We start from the raw sequence: 26250 nt of genomic DNA on the forward strand, positions 1-26250 counted from the left end.
TCAGTCCCCTCAGTCATTTCCCATACGGGCCCGGCGGCGGCGATGCCCCCGGGCCGAAGACGTGGCGATCAGCTCCCGCGCGGCGGCCTTGCCCCCGGCGGGATCCAGCGCGGCGGAGAACGCCGCGACGGTGGGGTGCTCGAACAGCAGGGCCGGCGCGATCGCCAGACCCAGCTCCTTCTCGACGGCCAGCACCATGGCCATCCCGACCAGCGAGTTCCCCCCGAGGTCGAAGAACGGGTCGTGCACCCCCACGCGCTCGATGCCGAGATAGGCCTGCCAGATCTCGGCCACGGCCCGCTCACGTTCACTGCGCGGCGCGACGTACTCGGTACGCAGCTGCGGACGCGGAAAGCGCTCGGTCGCCGGGGCGACAGCGCTGGCGTCCACGAGGGAATCGAGGTCGACCATCGCAGCCCACTCCCGGCGCGAGTCCTCCAGGCGCTGCCGGACGGCGATGACACTGCCGATTCCGGCGTCGCTGAGGAGGATGCGGTCCAGGAGGGCGCAGCCGGCGTCGTCGCTGAAGCCGTAGCGGCGACGGTAGGCGGCGGCGCGGTCGGCCAGGCCGCTGGCGGGAGCGGCGGACTGCCAGGCGTCATGGAGCCAGGGACCCCAGGCTACGGAGACGATTCTGGTGGTCGGGGCGTCGGCCGCGAGAGCGGCGGCGTAGGCGTCCAGGACGGTGTTGGCCGCGCAGTAATCGCCCTCACCGATGCCGCCGAAGACGGTGACCGCGGAGGAGTACAGGACGAGGAGTTCGGGCCGCTCAGCTTCGGGCGTGGCCGGACCGACGAGTTCGGCCAGCGGTCCCATCGCGAGGATCTTGGGCGCGAGGACGCTTTCGGCATCGGCGACCGCGCGCCGCTGAGCCATGCCGCCGGCCGGGAGTCCCGCGGCGTGGATGACACCGGTGAGCGCGCCGAAGTGACGACGGGTCTCGGTCAGGGCGGCGCGCAGGGCGTCGGGCACGCCAGCGTCGGCGGCGAGGAGGAGAACCTCGGCACCGACGGCTTCGAGGGCTGCGATACCGGGAGCGGTGCGGTCGGGGCGGCTACGACCGACGAGGGCAAGCCTGCGGACTCCGGCGCGGACGAGGTGGTGCGCGAGGGTGAGGCCGAGGCCTCGGGTGCCGCCGGTGATGAGGTAGGTGCCTTCGGGGCGCCAGGGAGTGGCAGCCCTATGCAGGGTGTCCGCAGCACCAGCCGCGGGGGCGGTCGCGGCTGAGGTTTTCGCAGAACCAGCCACAGTCTCGGTGGCGGTCGCGCCCGAAGTTCGAGCAGAACCAGCCGGGGAGACGGTCACCGCTGAGGCTCCAGCAGAACCAGCCGCGGTCTCGGTGGCGGTCGCGCCCGAGATTCCAGCAGAACCAGCCGGGGAGGCGGTCGCAGCTGAGGTTCCCGCAGAGCCAGCCGGGGTCGCGAGCGCGGTCGCGCCCGAGGTTCGAGCAGAACCAGCCGCCGTGGCGCTCTCGCTGATCGGCAGCTCGGCCCAATCCTGGGTCCAGCGGCGGCCTCGGCGGCGGGCGGCGAGGGTGGGTTCGGGATCTGGCGTCAAGAGTTCGGCGACCAGATCTACCGGACCATGAGCGTCGTCCAGGTCGATGCCGTGCCAGGTCAGGGTTTTGATTTCGTGGTGGACCACCCGCCCGAGGCCGTGGACGGCTGCCTGGTGGGGGGCGGTTGCGTCGCCGCCGTGGACGTCCAGCGCGTTGCGGCTGACTGTCAGCAGGTGGATCGGGCGGGGCGTGGGCAGTGCGCCGAGTGCTTGCACTGTCAGTAGGAGGCTGTCGAAGCCGAGCTTGATCGAGTGGCGGAGTGCGGCGTCGTCGGCGGCTGTTGTGCGGGTGCTCCAGGCGTGGACTACGTGCAGGGGTCCGTCGGCGGGGAGGCCGGTGAAGGCTTCGCGGTAGTGCTCGGGGGTCGCGATGTCGATCGTCAGGCGGCGTCCTTCGCGCTTGAGCTCGGTGCCGGGGATGACCTCGATCACCGGGACGCCCGCCGCCTCGGCGAGGTCGGCGAGTCCTTCGTCGGCGGCGAAGATCACCAGTGGGCCGTCCAGCGGGAGAGCATTCGGGGCGCTGCCGGTGACGTCGCGGCGCCATGCCGGTACGTATGCCAGGTCCGTGGGGCGGGAAGGCCTCGAGCGGTCCGTCGCGAGTGCATCAGGGTTCTGTTCCGGCCAGAAAGCCGTGCGTTGGAACGGATACGGCGGCAGGCTGACCGTGCGTCCGCCTTCGGGCCACACCACCGGCAGCCCCTGCTCCCACAGCCGGGCACGCGTGCCCGCCATGTCGAGCCGCACGTCCGGCGCGCCAGCGGTGCCCGACCAGGCGGCGGGCAGCGTCCCGACCACCGCCGCGCCACCGGCGCCGGCGAGGTTCTGGCGGACCAGGCCGCCGAGGGTGGCGCCGGCGCCGAGCTCGATGAAGACGTCAACGCCCTGCTCCACGCAGTAGCGCACGCTGTCGGCGAAGCGGATCGGGCTGACCAGGTGGTCGCCCCAGTACTCCCCCGACGCCGCCTGCTCGGCGGTCAGCGCGCTGCCGGTGGTGTTCGACACGATCGTGGTCGTCGGAACCGCGCGCGGCACCGAGTCCAGCAGCGCCGCCAGCTTGTCGCGCACCGGCGCCAGCAGCGAGGAGTGGAACGCGTGCTCGCTGCGCAGCGGACGGCACGCCACCCCCGCCCCGCGCAGCGCCTCGGCGAGCACGTCGACCTGGTCCTCGGTACCGCTGACGACCGTCATCGTCGGTCCGGTCAGCGCCGCGACGTCCACCCGCGCCCCGCTCTCGGCCAGCGCGGAGCGCACGCGCGCCTCGTCGGCGGCGACCGCGAGCATCCGCCCGGCCCGGGCCGTGGCGATCAGCCGCGCCCGCTCGACCACCACGTGCAGCGCGTCGCCGAGCGTCAGCACGCCGGCCAGGCACGCCGCGACGTACTCGCCGAGGCTGTAGCCGACCAGCACGTCCGGCCGCACGCCCCACGCTTCGAGCAGCTTCGCGAGCGCGTATTCGACGGTGAACAGGTAGGGATGGGAGAGCTCGGCGTGCGCGAGCGGATCCGGCTCAGAGGCGGGAGTGTTCTCGCGCCCGAGCAGAGCAGCCAGATCGCCGGATGCGGCGGTGGATGGCGAGGAGAACATCAGAGGGCGAAGATCGACGCCGCACCGCTCCTCGGCGATGGTCAGGCACTCGTCGATGGCGGCGGCGTATACGGGCTCTGAGGAATAGAGCTCGCGACCCAAGCCGGCGTATTGGTCGCCGGTTCCAGGGAGTAGGAAGGCGATCTTGGGGCGCCGCTTCGCCTCGATGCCAGAAGTGAGTGCTGTCAGCTGGCGAATGGCATCGGCGCGATCGAGGGCGACCACGCCGGCTCGGTAGTCGAGTCCGGCTCGGCCGTGCTGCAGGGTGTGGGCGATATCGGCCAAGTCCACATCCGGCCGCTCAGTCAGAACCGTTGCCAGGCCGCCGGCACGCTCCTGCAAAGCAGTCGTGCTCGCGGCCGATATCGGCAACGTGATGAAACCGTTCGTGCGCGCCGGCAGCGGGTCCGCGGCGAGACCATCAGCCCCCTGACCGTCTCCCTCTTCCGCCTCCCCCGCCGCCGGCGCCGTCTCCACCACCACATGGGCGTTCGTCCCGGACCAGCCGAACGAACTCACCCCGGCCACCACCCGCCCCGCGGGCAGGTCCGCAGCCGCTGCGAGCGGCCGCACCGTGCCGTCCCCCGGGATGGCGTCCGAGGGATCCTCCAGGTTCCGGTTCGCCGGTGCGACGCCGTTCTCCAGCACCAGCACCGTTTTGATCAGTCCGGCGACGCCCGCCGCCGACTGCGTGTGGCCGATGTTCGTCTTCACCGCGCCGACCAGGAGCGGACGCTCGGCGTCGCGCGAGGTGGCGAACACGTCGTGCAGCGCCGAGAGCTCGATCGCGTCGCCGAGCTTCGTGCCGGAGCCGTGCGCCTCCACGTACGCGACCTCGTCAGGGGCGACGCCCGCCGCCGCCTGCGCGCGCCGGATCACATCGACCTGCGCGCCGCGGTTCGGTGCTGTCAGGCCATTGCTACGGCCGTCCTGGTTGACCGCCGAGCCGCGCACGATCGCGCGGATCCGGCGGCCATTCGCCAGCGCCGAGGACAGCCGCTCCAGCACCACCAGCCCGCCGCCCTCGCCGAGCACGTAGCCGTCGGCGGAGGCGTCGAAGGTCTTGCAGCGTCCGTCGACCGCGAGCATCGAGGTCGCGCAGCCCTGCACGAAGGTGTCGGGGCGGATCACCAGGTACGCGCCCGCCGCGACCGCCATGTCGCACTCGCCGCGCCGCAGCGCCTCGGCGGCGAGGTGCACGCCGACCAGCGAGGAGGAGCACGCCGTGTCGATGGTCAGCGTCGGGCCGCGCAGGTCGTACTGGTACGCCAGCCGTCCGGCCGCGACCGACGTCGAGACCCCTTGCCCGAACAGCGGATCCGCGGCCACCGAAGGACCGGTCCGCTCCATCTCCAGCCGTCCGTACTGCACGGTGTCCATCAGCCCGACCATCACGCCGGTCCGGCTTCCGGCCAGCGACGCCGGTGTCGTACCGGCGTCCTCCATCCCTTCCCACATCAGCTCCATCAGCAGGCGCTGCTGGGGATCCATCCGGAACGCCTCCTGCGGCGAGAGCCCGAAGAACCCGGCATCGAACCCTGCGATGTCGTCCAGGAAGGCGCCCTGCTTGGTGTAGACGCCGCCGACCGAACTGCGCTCGGGGTCGTAGTACTCCTCGATGTCCCAGCGCGCCTTCGGCACGTCCGCGACGGTGTCCCGGCCCTCGCTCAGCAAGGTCCAGAACTCCTCGGGCGTCCGGACGCCGCCGGGGTACCGGCAGGCCATCCCGATCACGGCGATCGGCTCGTGCCGATCGCCGTCCGCCTCGGCCAGGCGGCGGCGCGCCTCGGCGAGGTCGACGGTGACGCGCTTGAGATAGGCGCGCAGTCTGTCCTCGGTCACGGTGCTAAGGCCTTTCACTTAGCGGCAAACAGCCGGCAGCGGAGTCGGGTCGGGGGCGGGGTCACAGCTGGCTGTCGATGAACGCGAAGAGCTCGTCGTCGGACGCCGCCTCCATCGCGATCTTCTCCGGCGCGGCCTCGGTCCCCTCGGCGGCGGAGCCCAGCCGGTTCAGCGCGCTGTGCAGGATCGCGGTCACCTTGGCCCGCATCGCGTCGTCGTGCTCGGCCAGCGAGCGCTGCATCTCCTCCAGCGCGGCCCGCAGGGTGTCGTCGGGCGCGGGCGCGGCCGGGGCGAGCTTGCCGTGCAGGAAGTCGGCGAGCGCGTTGACCGTCGGGTGGTCGAACGCCAGCGTCGCGGGCAGCCGCAGCCCGGTGGCGCCGCCGAGCCGGTTGCGCAGCTCCACGGCGGTCATCGAGTCGAAGCCGAGTTCGCTGAACGGCCGGTCCGGGTCCACGGCCTGCGGTCCGGGCGCGGCCAGCACGGCGGCGACGTGCGAGCGCGCCAGGTCGGCGAGGAACTGCCGACCTTCCTGCGCGCTCATCGCAGCCAGCCGCGCAGTCAGTCCGCCTGCTGCCGCCGAGGGTCCGGCCGCTGCGGCGCGGCGGCTGGCGGGAACGAGACCGCGCAGCACGGCGGGCAGGACGCCGTCGGTCTGGCTCGCGCGCAGTCCGGCGGCGTTCCAGACCGCCGCGACGGCCAGCGGGTCGGACGCGTGCAACGCGGCGTCGAGCAACTCAAGGCCCTGATCCCCGGTCAGCGGCGCGACGCCGGAGCGTGCCAGCCGCGCGAGTTCGGCCTCGGTCAGCTCGCCGGTCATCCCGGTCGCCGTGCCCCACAGACCCCACGCCACCGCCACCGCCGGCAGCCCGACGGCGCGGCGCTGCGCGGCCAGGGCGTCCAGGACCACGTTGGCAGCGGCGTAGTTCGCCTGGCCGGCGTTGCCCAACACACCGGCGAGCGAGGAAAAGAGGACGAAGGCCTCGATCGGCATATCGGCGGTGAGTTCGTGCAGGTTCCACGCCGCGTCCACCTTCGGGCGGAAGACGCGGTCCACGCCTTCGGCCTTCAGGGCTTCCAGGCGTGCGTCGTCCAGGACGCCCGCGGCGTGCACGACACCGGTCAGCGGCGCGTCGGCGGGGATCGCGGCGAGAACGGCAGCCAGGGCTTCACGGTCGGCGGCGTCGCAGGCCACGATGTCGGCCTCGGCACCGGCGTCGGCGAGCCGGGCGACCAGCTCGGCGGCGCCGGGGGCGTCGAGACCGCGCCGGGAGGTGAGGATCAGGCGGCGGACGCCGTGGCGGGTCGCCAGGTGTTCGGCGACCAGGGCGCCGAGACCGCCGGTGCCGCCGGTTATCAGGACACTGCCAATGCCGAAGGGCTGATCGCGCGCCTCAGATGCGGCTCGGGCCGCGACGCGCGGGACCGAGAGCTCGCCGTCGTACACCGCAAGCTGCGGCTCGTCAGCGGCGATCGCGGCGGCCAGCAGACCCCAGCCGGAGAAGCCTTCGGGGACGTCGGCGAGGACGAAGCGGCCGGGGTGCTCGGACTGCGCGGCGCGGACCAGACCCCAGACGGCGCTGGAGGCTATGTCAGTGGCCTGCGTCCCGGCGGCCTCAGTGGTGACGAGGACCAGCCGGGTGTCGGCGAACAGCTCGTGCTCGCTGCGGTTCAGCCAGTCGCGCAGGACGTCGAGGGCGTGCAGGGTGCGGGTTCGAGCGGCTTCGGGCAACGGCACGGCGGCGTTGGCGCCGGTCGAGCCGGAGCCGGCGATGCGGACCGCCACGAAGTCCGGCGCCTCGGTCGCGCCGTCCAGTTCAGCGAGGTCGTCGACCACGCGCCAGGTGAGGGTGTCGTCGGCGGTGACGGCCAGCGGCGTCCAGTCGATCCCGGACAGCGTCACGCGGTCTTCGGAGCGGGAGCGCAGCGCCTCAGCCGCGATCTTGCGCACCCGCAGCGACTTCACCACGAACACCGGTCGGCCCTCGGGGTCTGCCGCTGCGATCTCGATGTCGTCGCCGTCGAGCGTGAGCCGCACGCGCAGCGCGGAGGCTCCGGCGGCGTACAGACGCACGTCGCGGAAGATGAACGGGAGCATCAGGTCACTGAATCCCCCGGTCAGCGGGACCGGCTGCAGGGCGGAGTCCAGGACTGCCGGGTGGATGCCGAAGCCGGTGACGTCGAGCTCTTCCGGCGCAGCGATCTCGGCAAAGATCTCGTCGCCCTGGCGCCAGACGGCGGTCACGCCAGCGAATGCGGGTCCGTATTCATAGCCCGCCGAAACCAGATCGGTGTAGCGCTGCGCGACGTCCATGCCCGCGCCGGATGGCGGCCACTGCGCGGCCCACGTCCAGCCACCGGCAGCGGCGATGCCCGTGCCGATCGAGCCGGCGGCGCACCGCTCCCACTCCGATCCGGACTGCGCGTATATACCGACACTGCGATGCCCGTCGGCGTCCGGGGCGCCGACCACCACCTGCAAGTCCACCGCCCCGGATTCGGGGAGGATCAGTGGGTTTTCCAGGGTCAGTTCTTCCAGGTGCCCGCAGCCCGCCGCCGCAGCCGCTTCCAAAGCCAGCTCGACGAATCCGGCGCCGGGGAACAGCGCCGCGCCTTCGACGACGTGGTCGTTCAGCCACGGCGACGCAGTGCGCGACAGGCGTCCGGCGAGCAGCAGACCGCCGTCGGCCAAGGAGACCACGGAGGTGAACAGCGGGTGCGCGGACGCGCTCATCCCGGCGCCGGATGCGGCACGCTCGATGTTGTCGATCCAGTAGCGCTGGCGATCGAAGGCGTAGGTCGGGAGGTCCACCTGCCGCTGGACCGGGCCGAGGATCTCGGTCCAGGCCACCGGCGCGCCGAGGACGTAGGCTCCGGCGGCGGCGAGCAGGAAGCGCTGCCAGCCGCCTTCGTCGCGGCGCAGCGAACCAGTCGCAGCGCCGGATGCGCCAGCGTCCTCCAGGATGTCCGCGATGTCGCCGACCAGCACCGGATGCGGGCTGGCCTCGACGAACAGCGGTGTGCCGAAGTCCTTGAAGGCGGCGATGGCGTCGCGGAAGCGGACGGGGTTGCTCAGGTTCTCGTACCAGTAGGCGGCGTCCAGACGCGCGGTGTCGATGAATTCGGCGCTCAGGGAGGAGCACATCGCAATGTCCGTGGACACCGGTGCGGTTCCGGCGAGGACGGCGAGGATTTCCTCGCGGAGGGCTTCGACGTGCGGGGTGTGGGAGGCATAGTCCACGCCGACGCGGCGGGTGCGGACGTTCTCGCCGACTGCTCCGACGAATTCGTCGAGCGCGTCCGGGTCGCCGGCGACGACGCCGGATGCGGGACCTGCGTACACCGCGAGCCACAGGCGACCGTCGAACGCTTGCAGGCGCTTGACGATCTCCTCCGGCGGCAGGGCTACGGCGAGCATGCCGCCGGTTCCGCTGAGGCCGAGGAGCGCACGGCTGCGCAGGGCCACGACGCGCGCCGCGTCCTCCAGCGACAGCGCTCCGGAGACGGCGGCGGCGGCGATCTCGCCTTGCGAGTGGCCGATCACGGCGGCGGGCTCGACGCCGATCGAGCGCCACAGACCGGCGAGCGAGACCATGACGGCGAACAGCGCGGGCTGGATGACTTCGGTGCCGTCGAGGGTCGGTGCGCCGTCGGCACCGCGCAGGACGTCCACGACCGACCAGCCGGTGTGCGGGGCGAGGACGGTGTCGCAGCGGGTCATCCAGTCTTCGAAGACCGGGTTCGCGGCCATCAGTTCCGTCGCCATGCCGGCCCACTGGGAGCCCTGGCCGGGGAAGGTGAACACCGGGCGGACGTCGGCGGCGGCGGTGCCGACGGCGAGGGCCGGGTGCGGGGTGCCGTCGGCGAGCGCGGCGAGGGCGGCGGTCAGCACCTCGCGGTCGGTGGCGACGACGGCGGCGCGGTGTTCCAGGGTGGTGCGGCGGGCCAGGGACGGACCGGCAGCGGCCAGGTCGGCGGGATCGGCGGCGCGGGAGAAGACTTCGAGGCGGCCGGCTTGGGCGCGGAGAGACTTCTCGGTGCGGGCTGACAGGACCCAGACGTAAGGGTCCTGATTCGGGGTTGTTCGGGCTTCGGGCTCGGGCTCTGCTGCCTCCGTCTCCGGCGCCTGCTCGATGATGACGTGCGCGTTGGTGCCGCTGATGCCGAAGCCGGAGACGGCCGCGCGGACCGGGCGGTCGACGGTCGGCCAGGGGCGCGCCGCGTCCAGCAGACGTACCGCGCCGCTGTCCCAGTCGATCTGGGAGGAGGGGTTCTCGGCGAACAGGGAGGGTGGCAGCTCGTTGTGGCGCATCGCCATGACCATCTTGATGATGCCCGCGACTCCGGCGGCGGCCTGGGTGTGGCCGAAGTTGGCCTTGGCCGAGCCCAGGAGCAGCGGTTCGCCGTCGCCTCGGTTCTGACCGTAGGTGGCCAGCAGGGCGCGGGCTTCGATGGGGTCGCCGAGGGGGGTGCCGGTGCCGTGCGCTTCGACGACGTCGACGTCGCGGGCGTCGAGGCGGGCGTCGGCCAGTGCCTCCCAGATCAGCCGCTCCTGCGCCGGGCCGCTGGGGGCGGTGAGGCCGTTGCTGCGGCCGTCCTGGTTCACCGCCGAGCCGCGGATGACGGCCAGGATCGTGTGGCCGTTGCGCTCGGCGTCGGACAGCCGCTCCAGGAGCAGGACGCCGACGCCCTCGGCCCACGCCGCGCCGGTGGCGCCCTCGGCGAAGGGCTTGCAGCGGCCGTCGGGAGCCAGCGCGCCCTGGCGGCTGAACTCCACGAAGGAGTCCGGCGTGGCCATCACGGTCGCGCCGCCGGCCAGCGCCATCGAGCACTCGCGATTGCGCAGCGCCTGCGCGGCGAGGTGGACGGCGACCAGCGAGGAGGAGCAGGCGGTGTCGAGGCTGACTGCCGGGCCGTGCAGGCCTAGCGTGTAGGAGATGCGGCCGGCCAGCACACTCGGGAGCGCCGAGGTGAACAGCGAGGCCTCGACCTCCTGCGGCACGGCGCCGAGGAAACGGGTGCAGTAGAAGTCGAACATGACCCCGGCGAACACCCCGGTGCGCGAGCCGCGCAACGCCATCGGGTCGATACCCGCGCGCTCGCACGCCTCCCAGACCGTCTCCAGCATCAGCCGCTGCTGCGGATCGCTGGTCAACGCGGCGCCAGGACTCATACCGAACAGCCCGGCGTCGAAATCAGCCGCGTCGTAGAGGAAGCCGCCGTTGCGCGTGTAGGACTTGCCGAAGGCGTCCCGGTCGGGATCGTAGAGCCCTTCGACGTCCCACCCCCGGTCACCGGGAAACTCCCCGATCGCATGCCGCCCGCTGGACACCACATCCCACAGGTCCTCGGGCCCGGCGACCCCGCCGGGATAACGGCAGCCCATCCCGATGATCGCGATCGGCTCATGCCGCGCACGCTCAGTGTCCGACAGCTGCTGCTCGGTCTCCGCGAGCCGCCGACGCGTGTCGGTGAGGTCGCGCGTGACCCGCTTCAGGTAGTTGCGGAGCTCTTCCTCAGTGGCCATGACAGGCGACCTTTCGGGAATCAGAGTTCGGGGGTGGAGGTGTGTATCAGAGTTCGTTGTCGATGAAGGCGAAGATCTCTTCATCACTGGCGTCGTTGATGCGCTGCTCGACGCCATCGCCGGCGGACCCAGCAGTCAGGCGCGCAAGCGTGGCGGCGACCAACTCGGCGAGCGCCGGATCAGGCCGTGCGAGCACCAAGTCCTCGACCTCAGCGAGCGCGGCACGCAGAGCCTGATGCGGATCCGGCGCGGCAGGCGCGAGCTCGACGAACAGGTGCGCGCCGACAGCGGCGACGGTCGGGTGGTCGAAGGCCAACGCCGGAGGCAGACTCAAGCCGGTGTCGGCCTCAAGGCGATTGCGCAGCTCGACGGCGGTGAGCGAGTCGAAGCCGAGCTCAGCGAAGGCCCGATCGGGGTCGACGGAGGCCGGACCGGCGTAGCCAAGGACGGCGGCGACGTGCGCGCGGACCAGGTCGACGAGCGCCTGCTTGGCCTGCGGCTCGGGAAGGGCGGCGAGGCGGGTGCGGAGTGCGGGTGCGGCGGTGGCAGTGGCTGGCTTGCGGCGCGCAGGGACCAAAGCTTGAAGGATCGGCGGCAGAGTGCCGGCTTCGGCGCGTGCGCGGAGGCCGGGGAGGTGGAACGTGGCCGCGATGAGAGTAGCCGTGTGCGATGCCGAGACATCTGCACCAGATGCGGCCGCAGTAGCAGCTTCGGCGAAGGCGCTCGGAGCGCTGGATGCAGAGGCGGCGCCGGGGGTGTGCGCACTGGGTGCGGCGCTCGAGCTGAGCACAGTGGCTTCTGCGGGCGCACTGGGTGCGGAGGCCATGCTCGCACTGGGGGAACCTGGCTCAGTGGCCTGAGTCGCGCTGGGGGCGAGGGCGCAGGCTTCGGCTAGGGCGGTGTCGAAGAGGGTGAGGGCTTCGGGGGTGGTGAGGGGGGTTAGGCCGGATTGGGTGAGGCGGGTTTGTTCTGTGGGGGTGAGGGTGGTGGTCATGCCGGTGGGGGTGGGCCAGAGGCCCCAGGCTATTGATGTTGCTGGTTGGGATTGGGTGCGGCGGTGGGTTGCCAGGGCGTCGAGGGCTGCGTTGGCTGCTGCGTAGTTGGCTTGGCCGGGGTTGGCGAGGGTGCCGGCTAGGGAGGAGAAGAGGATCAGGGGGGTGTGGGGGCGGAGTTGGTGGAGGTGCCAGGCGGCGTTGAGTTTGGGTTGCAGGACTGCGTCGATGCGGGTGGGGGTGAGGGTGGTGAGGGTTGCGTCGTCGAGGATGCCTGCGGTGTGGATGATTGCGGCGAGGTGCGGGTGTTCTGCCAGGAGTTTGGTGAGGGCTTCGCGGTTGGCGACGTCGCAGGCGGTGATGGTGACCTGTGCGCCGAGTTCGCGGAGGGCGGGGGCGGAGGGGGCGTCGGTGCCGCTGCGGGAGACCAGTATCAGTTCGCTGACGCCGTGGTGTTCGACCAGGTGGCGGGCGATCAGGGCGCCGAGGCCGCCGGTGCCGCCGGTGATGAGGATTGGGCCGTCCGGCAGGGACGCGGTCCCGGTGTCGGTGTCGGCGTCGGTACGTGTGTGGCGGACCAGGCGCGGGACGGAGACGCGGCCGTCGGCGATCCGTACCTGTGGCTCGTCGCACGCGGCCAGCAGACCCCAGTCGTCGAACCCGAGTGGCACATCGGCCAGTACGAATCGGCCAGGATTCTCTGCCTGAGCCGTGCGAATCAGACCCCATACTGCGGCGTCGGCGAGAGAGCCGTTGAAGGCGTTATGCGTGAGGAAGACCGCGCGGCTCGACGATTCGATGGTTTGGTGGATTGTTGCCAGTGCCGAGGTCGTTGCCTCGCGGACGGCAAGCATCGGGTCTGTGTCAGGCGCGATGACTGCGGGGATCACCAGCGTGGTGGGGTCGGGCGTGCTGCGTGCGGTCGGGGTGGCGTCGATCCACTCGACGACGTAAGGCGTCGGCCCGGCAGCAGCCATCGCACTCGCGGGCGCCGCGCGGACCACCACGGCGTCGATGCCGAAGACTGGGTTACCGGACAGATCGGCGACCGCGACCGTAACCTCGTCGCCCGCCACCGTGAGCCGCACGCGCAGCGCCGAGGCGCCCGTCGCCGTCAGCCGAGCGCCCCGGAACAGGAAAGGCACCCGCGGCTCGGTCTCGTCGGCGGTCAGCAGCATGGGATGGAACGCCGCGTCGAGCAGCGCCGGATGCAGGCCGAAGCCGCTGAGGTCCAGCCCCTCGGGCGCTGCGACCTCCGCGAACAGCTCGGTCTCGCGGCGCCACACGCGCACCGCGCCGCGGAACGCCGGGCCGTACTCGTAGCCGAGATCGGCGAGCCGGTCGTAGCCACGTTCGGCGTCGATTTCGGACGCCCCGGACGGCGGCCAGGAGACTGCCCAGTCGCAGACTTCTGCGACACCTGTGCCGGAGGAACCCAGCCGGCCGCTGGCCCGCCGCGTCCACACCTCGTCCTCGGCGCCGCGCGTGTAGACCCGAACGCCCCGCTCGGCGTCCACCGCGATCTGCACGAACAGCACCCCGCTCGGCGGCAGCACGATCGGCGCCTCGAACACCAGCTCCTCGACGCGCTCGCACCCCGCGCGCTCGGCGGCCACCAGCACCGCGTCCAGCACCGCCGTCCCGGGCACCAGCTCGGCGCCGGCCACCCGGTGGTCGGCCAGCCACGGCAGCTCCGCCGCCGCCAACCGCCCGGTCAGCACCAGCGCGCCGTCGTCCCCGACCTCGACCGCCGCACCGAGCAGCGGGTGTGTCAGAGCACGTTGACCCACCGACTCCACCTGCGCCTCACGCGGACGCGGCGGCAGCCAGTACCGCGTCCGGTCGAAGGCGTACAGCGGCAGGTCGAACGACGGCACGCCGGACACCGGCCCGAACAACGCGTCCCACGCCACCCCGACGCCCGCCACGCATCCCTGCGCCAGCGCGCCAACCAGCGCCTCAACCTCCGCGCGCTTCCGATGCTGCAAAGCAACGACCCGCACATCGGCAGCGCTGGGACACCCCTGCGCGAGCCCAGCCAGGACAGCGTCCGGCCCGACCTCCATCAGCACCGCCGCACCCTGCGCGACCAGCGCGTCAACCGTCTCCTCGAACCGGACGGTCTCGCGCACCTGCCGCACCCAGTACTCCGGCTCGTCCCAATCCGGTCCACCAGAACCATCAGGACCCAGATTCGTCGCGTGCGCCAACCGAGGCGCGGCGAACTCCACGCGAGCCAACTCCGCCCGGAACGCATCGAGCATCGGCGCCATCAACGGCGAGTGGAACGCGTGGCTGACCGCCAGCCGCCGCGTCCGCCGACCGGCGGTCTGCCACTGCTCCGCCAGCCGCAGGCACGCCTTCTCCTCGCCGGACAGCACCACCGACGTCGGACTGTTCACGGCAGCCACCGCCACCGCGTCCTCCAGCCCGACCAGCGACGCCGCGACCTCATCGAACGAAGCCTCGACCGCGACCATCGCGCCGGCGGCATCAAGGCCCTGCATCAGCGCCGCCCGGACCACGACCAACCGCGCCGCGTCCGCCAGCGACCAGACCCCGGCGACGAACGCCGCCGCGAACTCGCCGATCGAATGCCCCGCGACGAAATCCGGCGCAATACCGAACGACTCGAGCAGCCGAAAAGCGGCGACCTCGTACGCGAACAAAGCCGGCTGCGTGTACCGCGTCTGATCGATCAGCGCGGCATCCGGGCTGTCCGGCGCGGCGAAGACCACGTCCTTCAACGGGCGGTCGAGGTGCGGGTCGAGGGCGTCGCAGACCTCGTCGAAGGCTGCGGCGAAAACCGGGAACGCCGCGTGAAGCTCGCGTCCCATTCCGGCGCGCTGACCGCCCTGACCGGTGAACAGGAAGGCACGCGGAGCGTGATCCGGCGCCACGCCAGTAACCACGTCCCGGTTCGGTCGCCCGGCCACGTAGTCGTCGAGCGCGGAGAGCAGCGCGTCCCGGTCGTCGCCGAGCAGCACGGCCCGATGCGAGAACAGCGCTCGCGTCGACACCAACGCCCGCGCGACATCACCGGCGTCATGCGGCTCGGTGTCTTCGAACGACCGCAGCCGCTCAGCCTGACCGCGCAAAGCGGCAGGAGTCCGAGCACTGATAACCCAAGCCAGCGGACCGCCGTGCCCAGAAACCAAAGCCGCCGAAGCAGCAGCATCCGGCGCCTCCTCCAGCACCACATGCGCATTCGTCCCGCTCAGCCCGAACGCCGACACCCCGCACCGCCGCGGCCCGCCGCGCCGCGTCCACTCCTGCTCGGCGGTGACCAGGCTCAGCGCCTCCGCGTCCCAGTCCACGTGCGGACTGAGCACCTCGGCGTGCAGCGTCGGCGGCAGCACCCCGTGCCGCATCGCCATGACCATCTTGAGGATTCCGGCGAGCCCTGCCGCTGCCTGGGTGTGCCCGAAGATCGACTTCGACGCGCCCAGCCACAGCGGGTCGTCGGTCTTGCGGCCGCGGCCGTACGTCGCCACCAGTGCCCGCGCCTCGATCGGGTCGCCGAGCGGCGTGCCCGTGCCGTGTGCCTCGACGGCGTCCACGTCGGCGGTGTCGAGACCGGCGTCGGCCAGGGCCGCCAGAATGACGCGCTCCTGCGCGGGACCGTTCGGCGCCGTCATCCCGTTGCTGCGGCCGTCCTGGTTGACCGCGCTCCCCCGGATCACCGCGAGGATCCGTCGGCCGTTGCGTTGGGCGTCCGAAAGGCGTTCCAACAACAGCACGCCGACGCCTTCGGACCACGCGGCACCGGCGGCATCCGCCGAGAACGGACGACATCGGCCGTCGGCGGACAGCGCGCGCTGCCGGCAGAACTCGATGAACGAATCAGTGGTCGACATCACCGTCGAGCCGCCGGCCAGCGCCAGCGAGCACTCGCCGTCGCGCAGCGCCCGCATCGCCAGGTGCACCGCGACCAGCGAGGAGGAGCACGCCGTGTCCAGCGTCAGCGCGGGACCCTCCAGCCCGAAGGTGTAGGACAGCCGCCCGGCCAGGACGCTCGGCGCGTTGGCGAGCAGGAACGCGCCCTCCAGCTCGGCGGGGTGCGCGTTGATGTAGCGCATCGCGTAGTCGTTGTGCATGGTCCCGGCGAACACGCCGGTCTTGCTGCCGCGCAGCGAGCCGGGCACTATCCCTGCGCGCTCAAAGGATTCCCACGCCGTCTCGAGGAACAGGCGGTGCTGCGGGTCGGTGGCCAGCGCGCTGCGCGGGTTCATGCCGAAGAACTCGGCGTCGAAGTCGGCGGCGTCGTGCAGGAAGCCGCCGTGGCGGGTGTAGGTGCGTCCCGGCGCCTCGGGGTCCGGGTCGTAGAGACCGTCGGTGTCCCAGCCGCGGTTCGTCGGGAAGCCGGTGATCGTGTCAGTGCCCGAACGCACCGTCTCCCACAGTCCCTCCAGGGTGCTCACCCCGCCGGGGAAGCGGCAGCCCGCGCCGATGATCGCGATCGGTTCGCGGCGTGCGTTCTCGGACTCCTCCAGCCGCCGCCGGGCCTCGGTGAGGTCGACGGTGACGCGCTTGAGGTAGTCGCGGAGCTTGTCCTCGGTCGTCGCCATTGCGCGTGCCCTTCCGCTTCAGACCCGGGGCGGTTCGGAGAACTGCCGGTCGATGTACGCGAAGATCTCCTCGTCGGTGGCCTCGGCGGCCGGGTCCAGAACGGCGTCGGCCGGGGTGGCCGGCGCCTGCTCGGCGGCGGCGCTCGCCGGACCGAGCCGGTCCAGGCCGCTGCGCAGCAGGGCGACGAGTTTGGTGCGGGTGGACTCGTCGGTATCGGGGAGCACGGCCTGGACGTGTTCCAGTGCCTCGCGCAGCGTGTCCTCCGGTGAGGACTGCGCCGGGGCGAGTTCGGTGTGCAGGAACGCGGCCAGCGCGGCGACCGTCGGGTAGTCGAACGCCATGGACGCCGGCATCCGCAAGCCGGTCTCGGAATCCACGCGGTTGCGCAGTTCCACGGCGGTCAGGGAGTCGAAGCCGAGTTCCGTGAACGCGCGGTCGGCGTCCACGGCGTCGGCGGAGGCGTGGCCGAGGACTGCGGCAGCGTGCGCACGGACCAGCCCGGCCAGCAGCTTGACGCCTTCGGACTGGGACAGACCGGCGAGCCGGGACGTCCACATGCTCTGCGATCCGGCGGCGGGCGCCGAGGCGTTGCCTGGTGCACGCGGGGCGGAGGCTGCGGCGGCGGTCGGAGCCGGTGCACGGCGCGTGGTGCGGACAAGACCGTCGAAGATCTCCGGCACGGCGCCGCCGCCATCGACTCGCGCTCGCAGCGCCGCCAGATCCCAGCGGGCAGCGACGGTCAGCGCATCATCCGATCGCAGAGCACTGTCGAAGTACTCAAGGCCCTGATCCGTCGGCAACGGAGCGACTCCGGTACGAGCCAGACGCGCCAAATCAGCGTCGGTGAGCGTGCCGGTCATGCCGGTGTGGTCGGCCCACAGCCCCCACACGACCGACACCGCCGGACGCCCCTGACGATGGCGTGCCGCAGCGAGCGTGTCGAGGAAACTGTTGGCTGCGGCGTAGTTGCCCTGCCCGGCGGTACCGACCGTCCCGGCGACCGAGGAGAAGAGCACGAACATGGCGCCCGGTGCGGTCTTCTCGGTGAGTTCGTGCAGATGCCAGGCGCCGTCGGCCTTGGCTGCCAGCGCCTCGTCGAGGTGCGCGGTGGACAGCGCGGCGACCGGGGCGTCGTCCAGGACACCGGCGGTGTGCACGACGCAGGCGAGCGGCTGGTCCGCGGGGATCGTGTCGAGCAGCGCGGCGACCGAAGGACGCGAGGAGACATCGCAGGCTGCGATGGTCACAGACGCGCCGAGAGCGGTCAGCTCGGTCTCCAACCCGGCGGCGCCCGGGGCTGCGGCGCCGCGCCGGGAGGCGAGCAGGAGATGCCGAACGCCGTGCGATTCGATCAGGCGGCGAGCCACAAGTGCGCCAAGACCGCCGGTGCCGCCGGTGATGAGGACGGTTCCCGTGGTGAGGTCAGGGATGTCAGGCAGGTCAGGGAGATCAACGCTCGCCTCGGTCGTGACGTCGGCACGGACCAGGCGCGGCACCCGCACGATCCCGTCCCGGATCACCAGCTGCGAGCGACCGGTGGCGAGAGCTCCGAGCGCCGAGCGCCAGGTCTGCGCGTCGGTGGCATCGGCGACGTCGACGGCGATGTCGATGATCGCGAAGCGACCGGGATGCTCGGTCTGCGCCGAGCGCACCAGACCCCACAACGGCGCGGCGGCAAGGCCGTCGTCCGTCCCGTCGATCGCACCAGAGGTGGTGAAGACCAGGCGACTGCCCGCGAACCGCTCATCGGCGACCCAGCCCTGGATCAGGTCCAGAACCTGGTACAACCCCTCGTGCACCGAGTACGGCAGGTCGAACGGATCGACGTCCGGCCGGTACGGCACGAACACCGTCTCAGGGACCTGACCCGCCGTCATGTCCGGCAGCGAGGGCAGGTCGTAGCTGAGCGTCGCCTCCGCGCCGAGCGCGGCCAGCGCGGCGCGCAGCTCGTCGGCGGCGGCGTCCGTGCCGACCACCGCGACCCGCTGCCCCGCAGGCTCGACCTCGGGGACGGTGAACTCGTTCCAGGCGAGCGTGTACGAGACCGGACCGCTCGCGGCCTGCCGACGCGGCACGCGGCGGAGCGTCAGCTCCTCGACGCCGAGCACCGGCTGTCCCGCGCTGTCGAAGGCGACCAGCGCCACCCGATCGGCGCCCAGCTCCGTGACCCGGACGCTCAGCGCCTCGGCGCCCCGCGCCGCGACCCGCACGCCGCTGAAGGCGAACGGCAGCACCAGCATGTCGTCCTCGCCGACGCTGTCGCGCACCAGCGGATGCAGGACCGCGTCGAGCAGCGCCGGATGCAGCATGAACCGCCCGGCGTCGGCTCGCACCGCTTCGGGCAGCGCGACGTCGATGAAGCGCGCGCCCTCGGTCGCGACGACCCGCAGCAGTCCCTGGAAGGAGGGCCCGTATTCGTAACCGTGGTCGGACAGCCAGTCGTAGACACCGTCGAGGTTCGTCTCGCTGGCATCATCAGCCGGCGCTTCCCACGACGCGACCAGTGGTTCGGTATCGGCGAGCAGCGTGGCTGTGGCGTTGCGGGTCCACGCGTCCTCGTCGCCGGAAGCCTGCCGCGTGTAGACGCCGAGCGGCCGTCGACCGCGCTCATCGGGGGCGCCGACCGTCAGCTGCACCTCCACCGCTTCGCCGTCGCTCAGCACGACCGGCGCCGCCAGCATCAGCTCGTCGATCCCGCCGCTTCCGGCAGCCGCAGCCGCCTGGAGCGCCATCTCCACGAAAGCCGTGCCGGGAAGCAGGACATTGCCATCGACCGCGTGGTCGGCGAGCCACGGCGTGGCAGCCGTCGAGAGCCGACCGCTCAGCACGAGTCCGTCGCCCTCGGCCAGGCGCACCGTGGTGTCGATGAGCGGGTGTCCGGCGGCGGCTCGGCTCGGCGATCCCTCGATCCAGAATCGCTGGTGCTCAAAGGGATACGTCGGCGGGACGACCTGATGCGACGCCGTCCCCAGCACCGCACGCCAGTTCACCGGCGCGCCCGCGACGTACGCCTGCGCGGCCGCCAGCAGGAACCGCCGCGGACCGCCGTCGTTGCGACGCAGCGTCCCGAAGGCGTCCCCGGCCATCTCCGCCGTGCGCAGCGTGTCCTGAACGTTGCCGATCAGCACCGGATGCGGGCTGGACTCGACGAACAGCGGCGTGCCGTCCCAGTCGCCGAACTGCCGGATCGCCTGCTCGAACTGCACGGGGTTGCGCAGCCCGAGGTACCAGTACTCGGCGGTCAGCGCGTCGGCGGCGACGAACCGGCCCTCGGCCGAGGAGCAGAACGCCACGTCCGTCGCGCGCGGCTCGACACCGGCCAGCGCGGAGAGCAGATCCTCGCGCAGCGCCTCGATGTGCGGGGTGTGCGCGGCGTAGTCGATCGCGACCCGCCGTGCCTGCACGCCGGACCCGAGGGAGGCGGCGAACTCCTCACACGCGTCCGGGTCGCCGCCGACCACAGTCCCGGAGGGTCCGCTGAGGATCGCGACCCACAGCCGTCCCTCCCATGGTCCCAACAGCTCGCGAACCTGTTCTGCGGGAAGGGAAACGGCGACCAGCGCACCGGTCCCGGTCAGCTTCATCAGGGCTTTGCTGCGCAGCGCGACGATCCGCGCCGCGTCGGGCAGGTCGAGCGCGCCGGCGACGCACGCCGCGGTGATCTCGCCCTGCGAATGCCCGATGACGGCTGCGGGCTCGACACCCGCCGACCGCCACAGCGCCGCCAGCGAGACCATGACCGCGAACAGCGTCGGCTGGATCACGTCAGAGCCCTCGAGCGCCGGCGCGCCGTCGCGACCGGCCAGGACGTCGGCGACGGACCAGCCGGTGTACGGAGCCAGGGCGGCGTCGCAGAGTTCGAAGGCAGCGCGGAAGTCGGCGTTCCAGGTCAGCAGTTCCAGGGCCATCCCAGCCCACTGCGATCCCTGGCCGGGGAAGACGAACACCGGCCGAACGTCGCCGGACGCCGTGCCCTGCACCGTCGCCGGATGCGGACGGCCCTCGGCGAGGGCGTCCAGCGCGGCGAGCAGTTCGTCACGGTCCTGGGCGACAACGACGGCGCGGTGTTCCATCGCGGTCCGCAGAGCCAGCGTCGGTCCGGTGGCGAGGAGGTCCGAGGCGGAGGCGTCGGCAGCGAAGGTGCGCAGCCGTGTCGCCTGGTTGCGGAGCGCGGAAGCAGTCCGTGCGGAGAAGACCCACACGAGCGGGGTCGCCGCAGCGACTTCGTGCTCTGCTTCGAGCTCCGGCGCGCGCTCGATGATCACGTGCGCATTGGTGCCGCTGATCCCGAAGGAGGACACGGCAGCTCGCGCCATCTGCTCCACCGGCAGCTCGACCGGCTCTGTCAGCAGCCTGACTGTCCCCCGGCTCCAGTCCACATGACCGGTCGGGTGGTCGGCGTGCAGGGTGCGGGGCAGCATGCCGTGCCGCAGCGCCTCGACCATCTTGATCACCCCGGCGGTCCCGGCGGCAGCCTGGGTGTGGCCGATGTTCGTCTTCACCGAGCCCAGCCACAGCGGACGGTCGGCGGGGCGGTCCGCGCCATACGCGGCGAGCAGCGCCTCGGCCTCGATCGGGTCGCCGAGGCGGGTACCGGTACCGTGCGCCTCGACCGCGTCCACATCGGTGGCGGCCAAACCGGCGTCGGCGAGCGCCGCGCGGATGACGCGCTCCTGTGCCGGACCGCTCGGTGCGGTCAGCCCGTTGCTGTGGCCGTCCTGGTTCACCGCAGAGCCGCGCAGGACGGCGAGCACCGGGTGTCCGGCGCGCCGTGCGTCCGACAGCCGCTCCAGCAGGATCACGCCGGCGCCCTCGGCCCAGCCGGTGCCGTCCGCTTCGGCGGAGAACGCCTTGCAGCGACCGTCCTGCGACAGCCCGCCTTGCCGGCTGAACTCCACGAACATCCCGGCGGTCGCCATCACCGTGACGCCGCCGGCCAACGCCATGTCACACTCGCCGCGGCGCAGCGCCTGCGCCGCCAAGTGCATCGCGACCAGCGAGGAGGAGCACGCGGTGTCGATGGTCAGCGCCGGGCCGGTGAGCCCGAGGCTGTAGGCGATCCGGCCGGAGACCACGCTCAGCGCCATGCCGGTGAGCAGGTGGCCGTCGGCGCCGGCGCTCGGCAGGTGCAGCCGGGGTCCGTAGTCCGGCGCCATCGCGCCGACGAAGACGCCGGTCCGGCTGCCGCGCAACGCCTCGGCGTCCAGTCCGGCGCGCTCGGCCGCCTCCCAGCAGACCTCGAGCATGAGCCGCTGCTGCGGGTCCATCGCCGCGGCCTCTCGCGGGGAGATGCCGAAGAAGGCCGCGTCGAACTTGTCGGCGTCGCGCAGGAAACCGCCGCGGCGCGTGGAGCTGGTCCCGGACACCTCGCCGCCCTCGGCGAACAGTGCCTCGAAGTCCCAGCCGCGATCGGCGGGGAAGTCGGACACCGCTTCGCCACCGGCGACGACCAGCTGCCACAGGTCCTCCGGCGAGGCGATCCCGCCGGGGTAGCGGCAGCCCATGCCGACGATGACGATCGGGTCGGGGTCCTCAACGACGCTTCGGGCACCGGAATCGGATGCTGGGTCAGCACCCTGCGAAAGCGTCCACATGCGGTCCGCGAGCTGGTCAGGACTCGGGTAGTCGAAGAGCACGCCGGTCGGCAGCGCCAGTCCGGTCGCGGCGCGCAGCCGGTTGCGCAGCTGTACCGAGGCTGCGGAGTCGACGCCGAGTTCCTTGAACCGCCAGTCCGGACGGACGGCGGAGGCGTCGCTGTGGCCGAGCACGTCGGCGGTCGTCGCGATGACCAGGTTTCGCAGGGCTCGACGATCGGTGACAGCGGTCTCGATTGACGCGGCAAGAGCAGCGACAGGTGTGGGGGCAGCCAGCGCAGCTGCCGGACGCGATGCGTCGGAGATCGAAGCCGTGGCGGTCTCCGCGAGCCAATACCGCTTACGCTGGAAGGCATACGTCGGCAGCTCGGCGAGCTGGTTCGACCGCACGTCCAGCGCTCCGGTCCAGTCCACGGGAGCCCCGGCGACGTACGCCTCGGCCAGCGCCTGCCGGAACCGGTCCGGACCCCCGACGCCGCGCTGCAAGGTCCCGACGACCGCAGCGGTCCGCTCGGCTGCCTCAACCGACTCCTCCAACGCGCCGGTCAGCACCGGATGCGCGCTGCACTCGACGAACAGCGCCACGCCCTCGTCGAGCGCGTGCCGTGCGGCGTCGGCGAAGCGCACCGGCAGTCGCAGATTGCGGTACCAGTACTCGGCGTCGAGCTCGGCGGTGTCGATCGGCTGCCCGGTGACGCAGGACACGAACTCAGTCGCGCAGGAGCGCGGGCTGACCGGCGCCAGCACCTCCAGCAGCTCCTCGCGGATCGCCTCGACGGCTTCGGAGTGCGAGGCGTAGTCGACCGGGACCAGCTTCGCGCGGTGACCGGCGTCCTCGAAGGCGGTCTGCAGCGTCTCCAGCACGCCGACCGGGCCGGAGACGACGACCGAGCGCGGTCCGTTGACGGCGGCGACGGTGGCTTCGGGCGTCAGAGCGGCCCGCACGACCTCCAGCGGCGCGGCGACCGACAGCATCCCGCCGGCTCCGGCGAGCCGGGTGATCGCCTTACTGCGCAAGGCGACGACGCGCGCGCCGTCCGTCAGCGACAGCGCACCGACGACCGTGGCGGCGGCGATCTCGCCCTGCGAGTGGCCGATGACCAGATCCGGCTGCACGCCGCGCGAGCGCCACAGCTCGGCCAGCGCCACCATCACGGCCCACAGCGCGGGCTGGACGACGTCCACGCGGTCGAAGTCGGGTGCGTCCGGGGCGCCGCGCAGCACGTCGGTGAGTTCGTAGTCGACGAACAGCCGCAGGGCGGCCTCGCACTCGGCGATCCGCGCCGCGAACACCGGCTCGGTGTCGAGCAGGGCGACGGCCATGCCGATCCACTGCGAGCCCTGGCCGGGGAAGACGAACGCGCGCTTGCCGCGGGTCGCGGTGCCCAGGATGACCGTGCCGTCCGGCATGCCGTCGGCGAGGGAGGTCAGGGCACCGAGTCGGTCGGCGCGAGCGCCGGTACCGGCGGCGTCGATGACCGCGCGGTATTCGAAACGGCTGCGGGTCCGCAGCAAGGCGAGCGCCGGGTCAGCGCCGTCGGCATCGGCATCAGCGTCAGCCTCGGCATCGACGTCAGCGGTGACAGCCGAAACCAGAGCGGCAGCCTGTCCGCGCAACGCCTCCGGCGATCGAGCGGAAACCACCCACGGCAAAGCAGAGTCCTGTATCGGCACCGCGACATCGTCCGGAGCAGCGCCGAGCACCAGGTGGCAGTTGGTACCGCCCATGCCGACAGAACTGATCCCGGCGAGCGCCCCCCGCTCGGAGTCCGACACCGGCCACGGCGTCGTCTCCTGAACGACGTGAAGCCGCAGCTCGTCCAGCGGGATGTCAGGGTTCGGAGTCCGGAAGTGCAGGCTCGCGGGCAGCTCGCGATGGCGCAGGCTGAGCACCACCTTGACCAGCCCGGCGATCCCCGCCGCGCCTTCCAAGTGTCCGATGTTCGTCTTCACCGAGCCGACCAGCAGCGGACGCTCTGCCGTGCGGTGCGCGCCGCCGAGGGCGGCGCCGAGCGCCGCAGCCTCGACGGGGTCGCCGACGCGCGTGCCGGTCCCGTGCAGTTCGACGTACTGCACCTCGCCCGGGCGCACCCCGGCCTCGCGGCACGCCAGCTCGACGACTTCGCGCTGGGCCTCGGCGCGCGGGACGGTCAGCCCCTCGCCCCCGCCGTCGTTGTTGACCGCGCCGCCGAGCACCACGGCCAGCACCGGGTCGCCGTCGCGGCGGGCGGCGGCCAGCGGCTTGAGGACCACCATCGCGCCGCCCTCGCCGCGGACATAGCCGTCCGCGGCGGCGTCGAAGACGCGACATCGGCCGGTCGGCGACAGCGCGCCGAATCCGGCGATCGCGGCGGTCGTCTCAGCAAGCAGATTCAGGTTCACGCCGCCGGCCAGCGCGACCGTCGATTCTCCGGCGGCCAGGCTCTGGCACGCCTGCCGGACCGCGAGCAGCGAGGAGGACTGTCCGGCGTCCAGGGTCAGGCTCGGGCCGCGCAGTTGCAGGGCGTAGGAGACGCGGTTCGCGATCATCGCGCGGTGCGCGCCGGTGTAGGAGTGCGCGCCCTGCGCGGCGGGGTCGTTCCGGCCGGCGAGCACGGCGTAGTCGGAGGCGATCGCGCCGAGGAACACTCCGACCGGGGCGCCGGCCAGGTCGCCGGGCACGAGCCGGGCGTTCTCCAGCGCCTCCCACGCCAGTTCCAGCGCGAGGCGCTGTTGGGGGTCCATCGCCGCGGCTTCGTGCGGGGAGATGCCGAAGAAGGCGGCGTCGAAGCGGTCAACGCCGTCAACGAAGCCGCCGAAGCGGAAGTCCGGCAGCGCGGCGCTCGGCCAGCGCTCCTCGGGAGCCTCGGTCACCGCGTCGCCTCCGGCGCGCAGCAGCCGCCACAGCGCGTCCGGTCCGTCCGCGCCGGGCAGCCGGCACGCCAGACCGATCACGGCGACCGGTTCCACAACCACATCTGCCATGCCCACGCCACCTTGAAAGGAGGAATCGCGATTCGCCCTCCCGGAAGGCTTCGAAAAATGGCCGCGGCGTAATCGCCGGTCCGGGAGTTCCGAGAACGAGGATCAATTGGCGATGGGCGCGCAGTCAACGAATACCGGGCCCCGCGCGATGGCAACTAACGGCCGCCGCAATCTGCCATCGTCATCACCTTGCGATCGTCGCCGGGCCTTGCGGCAATGGCCGTATGCCGAACTCCGTGCCGACCACACCGCTGAGCCACGGTCAGCTCTACAGCTGGCGCGAGGTGGAGTCCTACCCGCCGCTGTGGCGCGCCGAGGCGAACCTGTCGGCGACGTGGGATCTCCGAGGCCTGACATCCGAGCGGCTGGCCGCCGCGCTGTGCCGCCTCGTCGAGCTGCACGAGCCCTTGCGCACCAGCTACTCGGCCGGCTCGGACGGCGTCCCGGCGCAGCACGTGCATCCGCTGGAGGACGAGAGCCGCTGCGGTATCGACGCCGCGACCGGGCTGCCGGGCGCCATAGCGGTCGCCGACCGGCAGATCACCGACTTCGGCGACCCGATCCGCACCACCGAGACCCAGGCCGCGCAAGAGATCCCGATGACCGGCGGTCCCTGCTGGCGCGGCACGCTGGTGACCACCGACGGCGCGCCGATGTTCCTCTCGCTGGCGTTCTCACACCTGATCGTGGACGTCTGGTCGATGATCGAGCTGGAGCGCCGCTTCCGCGTCCTGGTCGAGGACCCCGAGGCCGACCTCGATGCCGGGGCGTCGCAACGGGATCTGTCGGCGACGCAGCATGCTGAGAAGTGGCAGAGCAGGCAGGCGGCGGCGGAGAAGTACTGGCGCGGCGTGCTCGCCGAGGCGCCGGCCGGCTTCCTGGACGCCCTGCCGACGCTGAGCACCGGCCAGACCAAGCCGCGCGTCCAGGCGGTCCTGCACTCGCACCGGCTCACCGCGCTCGCCGCCGAGGCGGCGCGGCAGCACGCGGTCACCGTGCCGGCCGTGCTGCTCGCACTGGTCACCGCCGCGCTCGCGGAGCGCCTCGGGACCGAGGGCACCGTCGTCAGCCTGATGTCGAACAACCGGTTCGCGCCGGACCAGCGCCATGTGGTCGGCACGCTGAACCAGCTCATCCCGGTCGCGCTGCCGGTCGACCGCGCCGGGACGCTCGGCGAGCACGTCAAGCGGGCGCATTGGGCCAGTGCCAAGGCGTATCGGTACTCCTGCTACGACGTCGACCGGATCGCCGCGCTGGCGACCGAATCCGCCGCACCGGCCGACGGCTGGTACAACCGCCTGTTCCCGGCGTGGTTCAACTACCTGCCCTTCGACGACCGGATCCTCGATCCGGCCGACACCGCCCCGGCGGAGTTGGTCTGGACCGAGCGGCCTCGCGAGTACGGGCAGCCCTTCGACGTCCGGGTGACCGCGCAGGACGGTCGGACCAGCATCCAGCTGCGCACCGATCCCGACGTCGCGGACGCCGAGGCGCTGACCGGCATGCTGCGCACGATCGCGTTCGGCGTCCAGCAGGCGGTGTCCGCTCCGGAGAGCGGACTCAAGGACCTGTGGACCCCCGCCGCACCCGACGCGGCGCTGTTCCCCGCCCTCTAGACCAG

Annotated in this window: 4 protein-coding genes and 1 pseudogene; 1 reads left to right on the plus strand and 4 read right to left on the minus strand. The window is 72.1% G+C overall.

Going from position 1 to position 26250, the window contains the following annotated elements; translation table 11 throughout:
• Positions 1-9 precede the first annotated feature (9 nt).
• From CACI_RS46480 to CACI_RS34675, 4 genes and pseudogenes are all read right to left on the minus strand, one after another.
• Positions 10-4986 (minus strand): type I polyketide synthase, encoded by a 4977-nt coding sequence (locus CACI_RS46480; protein WP_015795559.1) that lies wholly within the window; start codon positions 4984-4986, stop codon positions 10-12.
• A 61-nt stretch (positions 4987-5047) separates the two neighbouring features.
• Positions 5048-10510: pseudogene (locus CACI_RS34665) on the minus strand (SDR family NAD(P)-dependent oxidoreductase); the annotation flags it as partial.
• Between the two features lie 46 nt (positions 10511-10556).
• Positions 10557-16070, minus strand: a complete 5514-nt coding sequence (locus CACI_RS34670; protein WP_015795561.1) for a type I polyketide synthase — start codon at positions 16068-16070, stop codon at positions 10557-10559.
• Positions 16071-16088: 18 nt separating this feature from the next.
• Positions 16089-24629: a type I polyketide synthase gene (locus CACI_RS34675; protein ID WP_015795562.1), complete on the minus strand. Its 8541-nt coding sequence runs from the start codon at positions 24627-24629 to the stop codon at positions 16089-16091.
• 224 nt (positions 24630-24853) lie between these two features.
• On the opposite strand from CACI_RS34675, the gene CACI_RS34680 reads away from it, so the two are divergent.
• Positions 24854-26245 (plus strand): condensation domain-containing protein, encoded by a 1392-nt coding sequence (locus tag CACI_RS34680; RefSeq protein WP_015795563.1) that lies wholly within the window; start codon positions 24854-24856, stop codon positions 26243-26245.
• The last annotated feature ends 5 nt before the right edge of the window (positions 26246-26250 follow it).

Origin of the sequence: Catenulispora acidiphila DSM 44928, from assembly GCF_000024025.1 — a bacterium.
Lineage (GTDB): Bacteria > Actinomycetota > Actinomycetes > Streptomycetales > Catenulisporaceae > Catenulispora > Catenulispora acidiphila.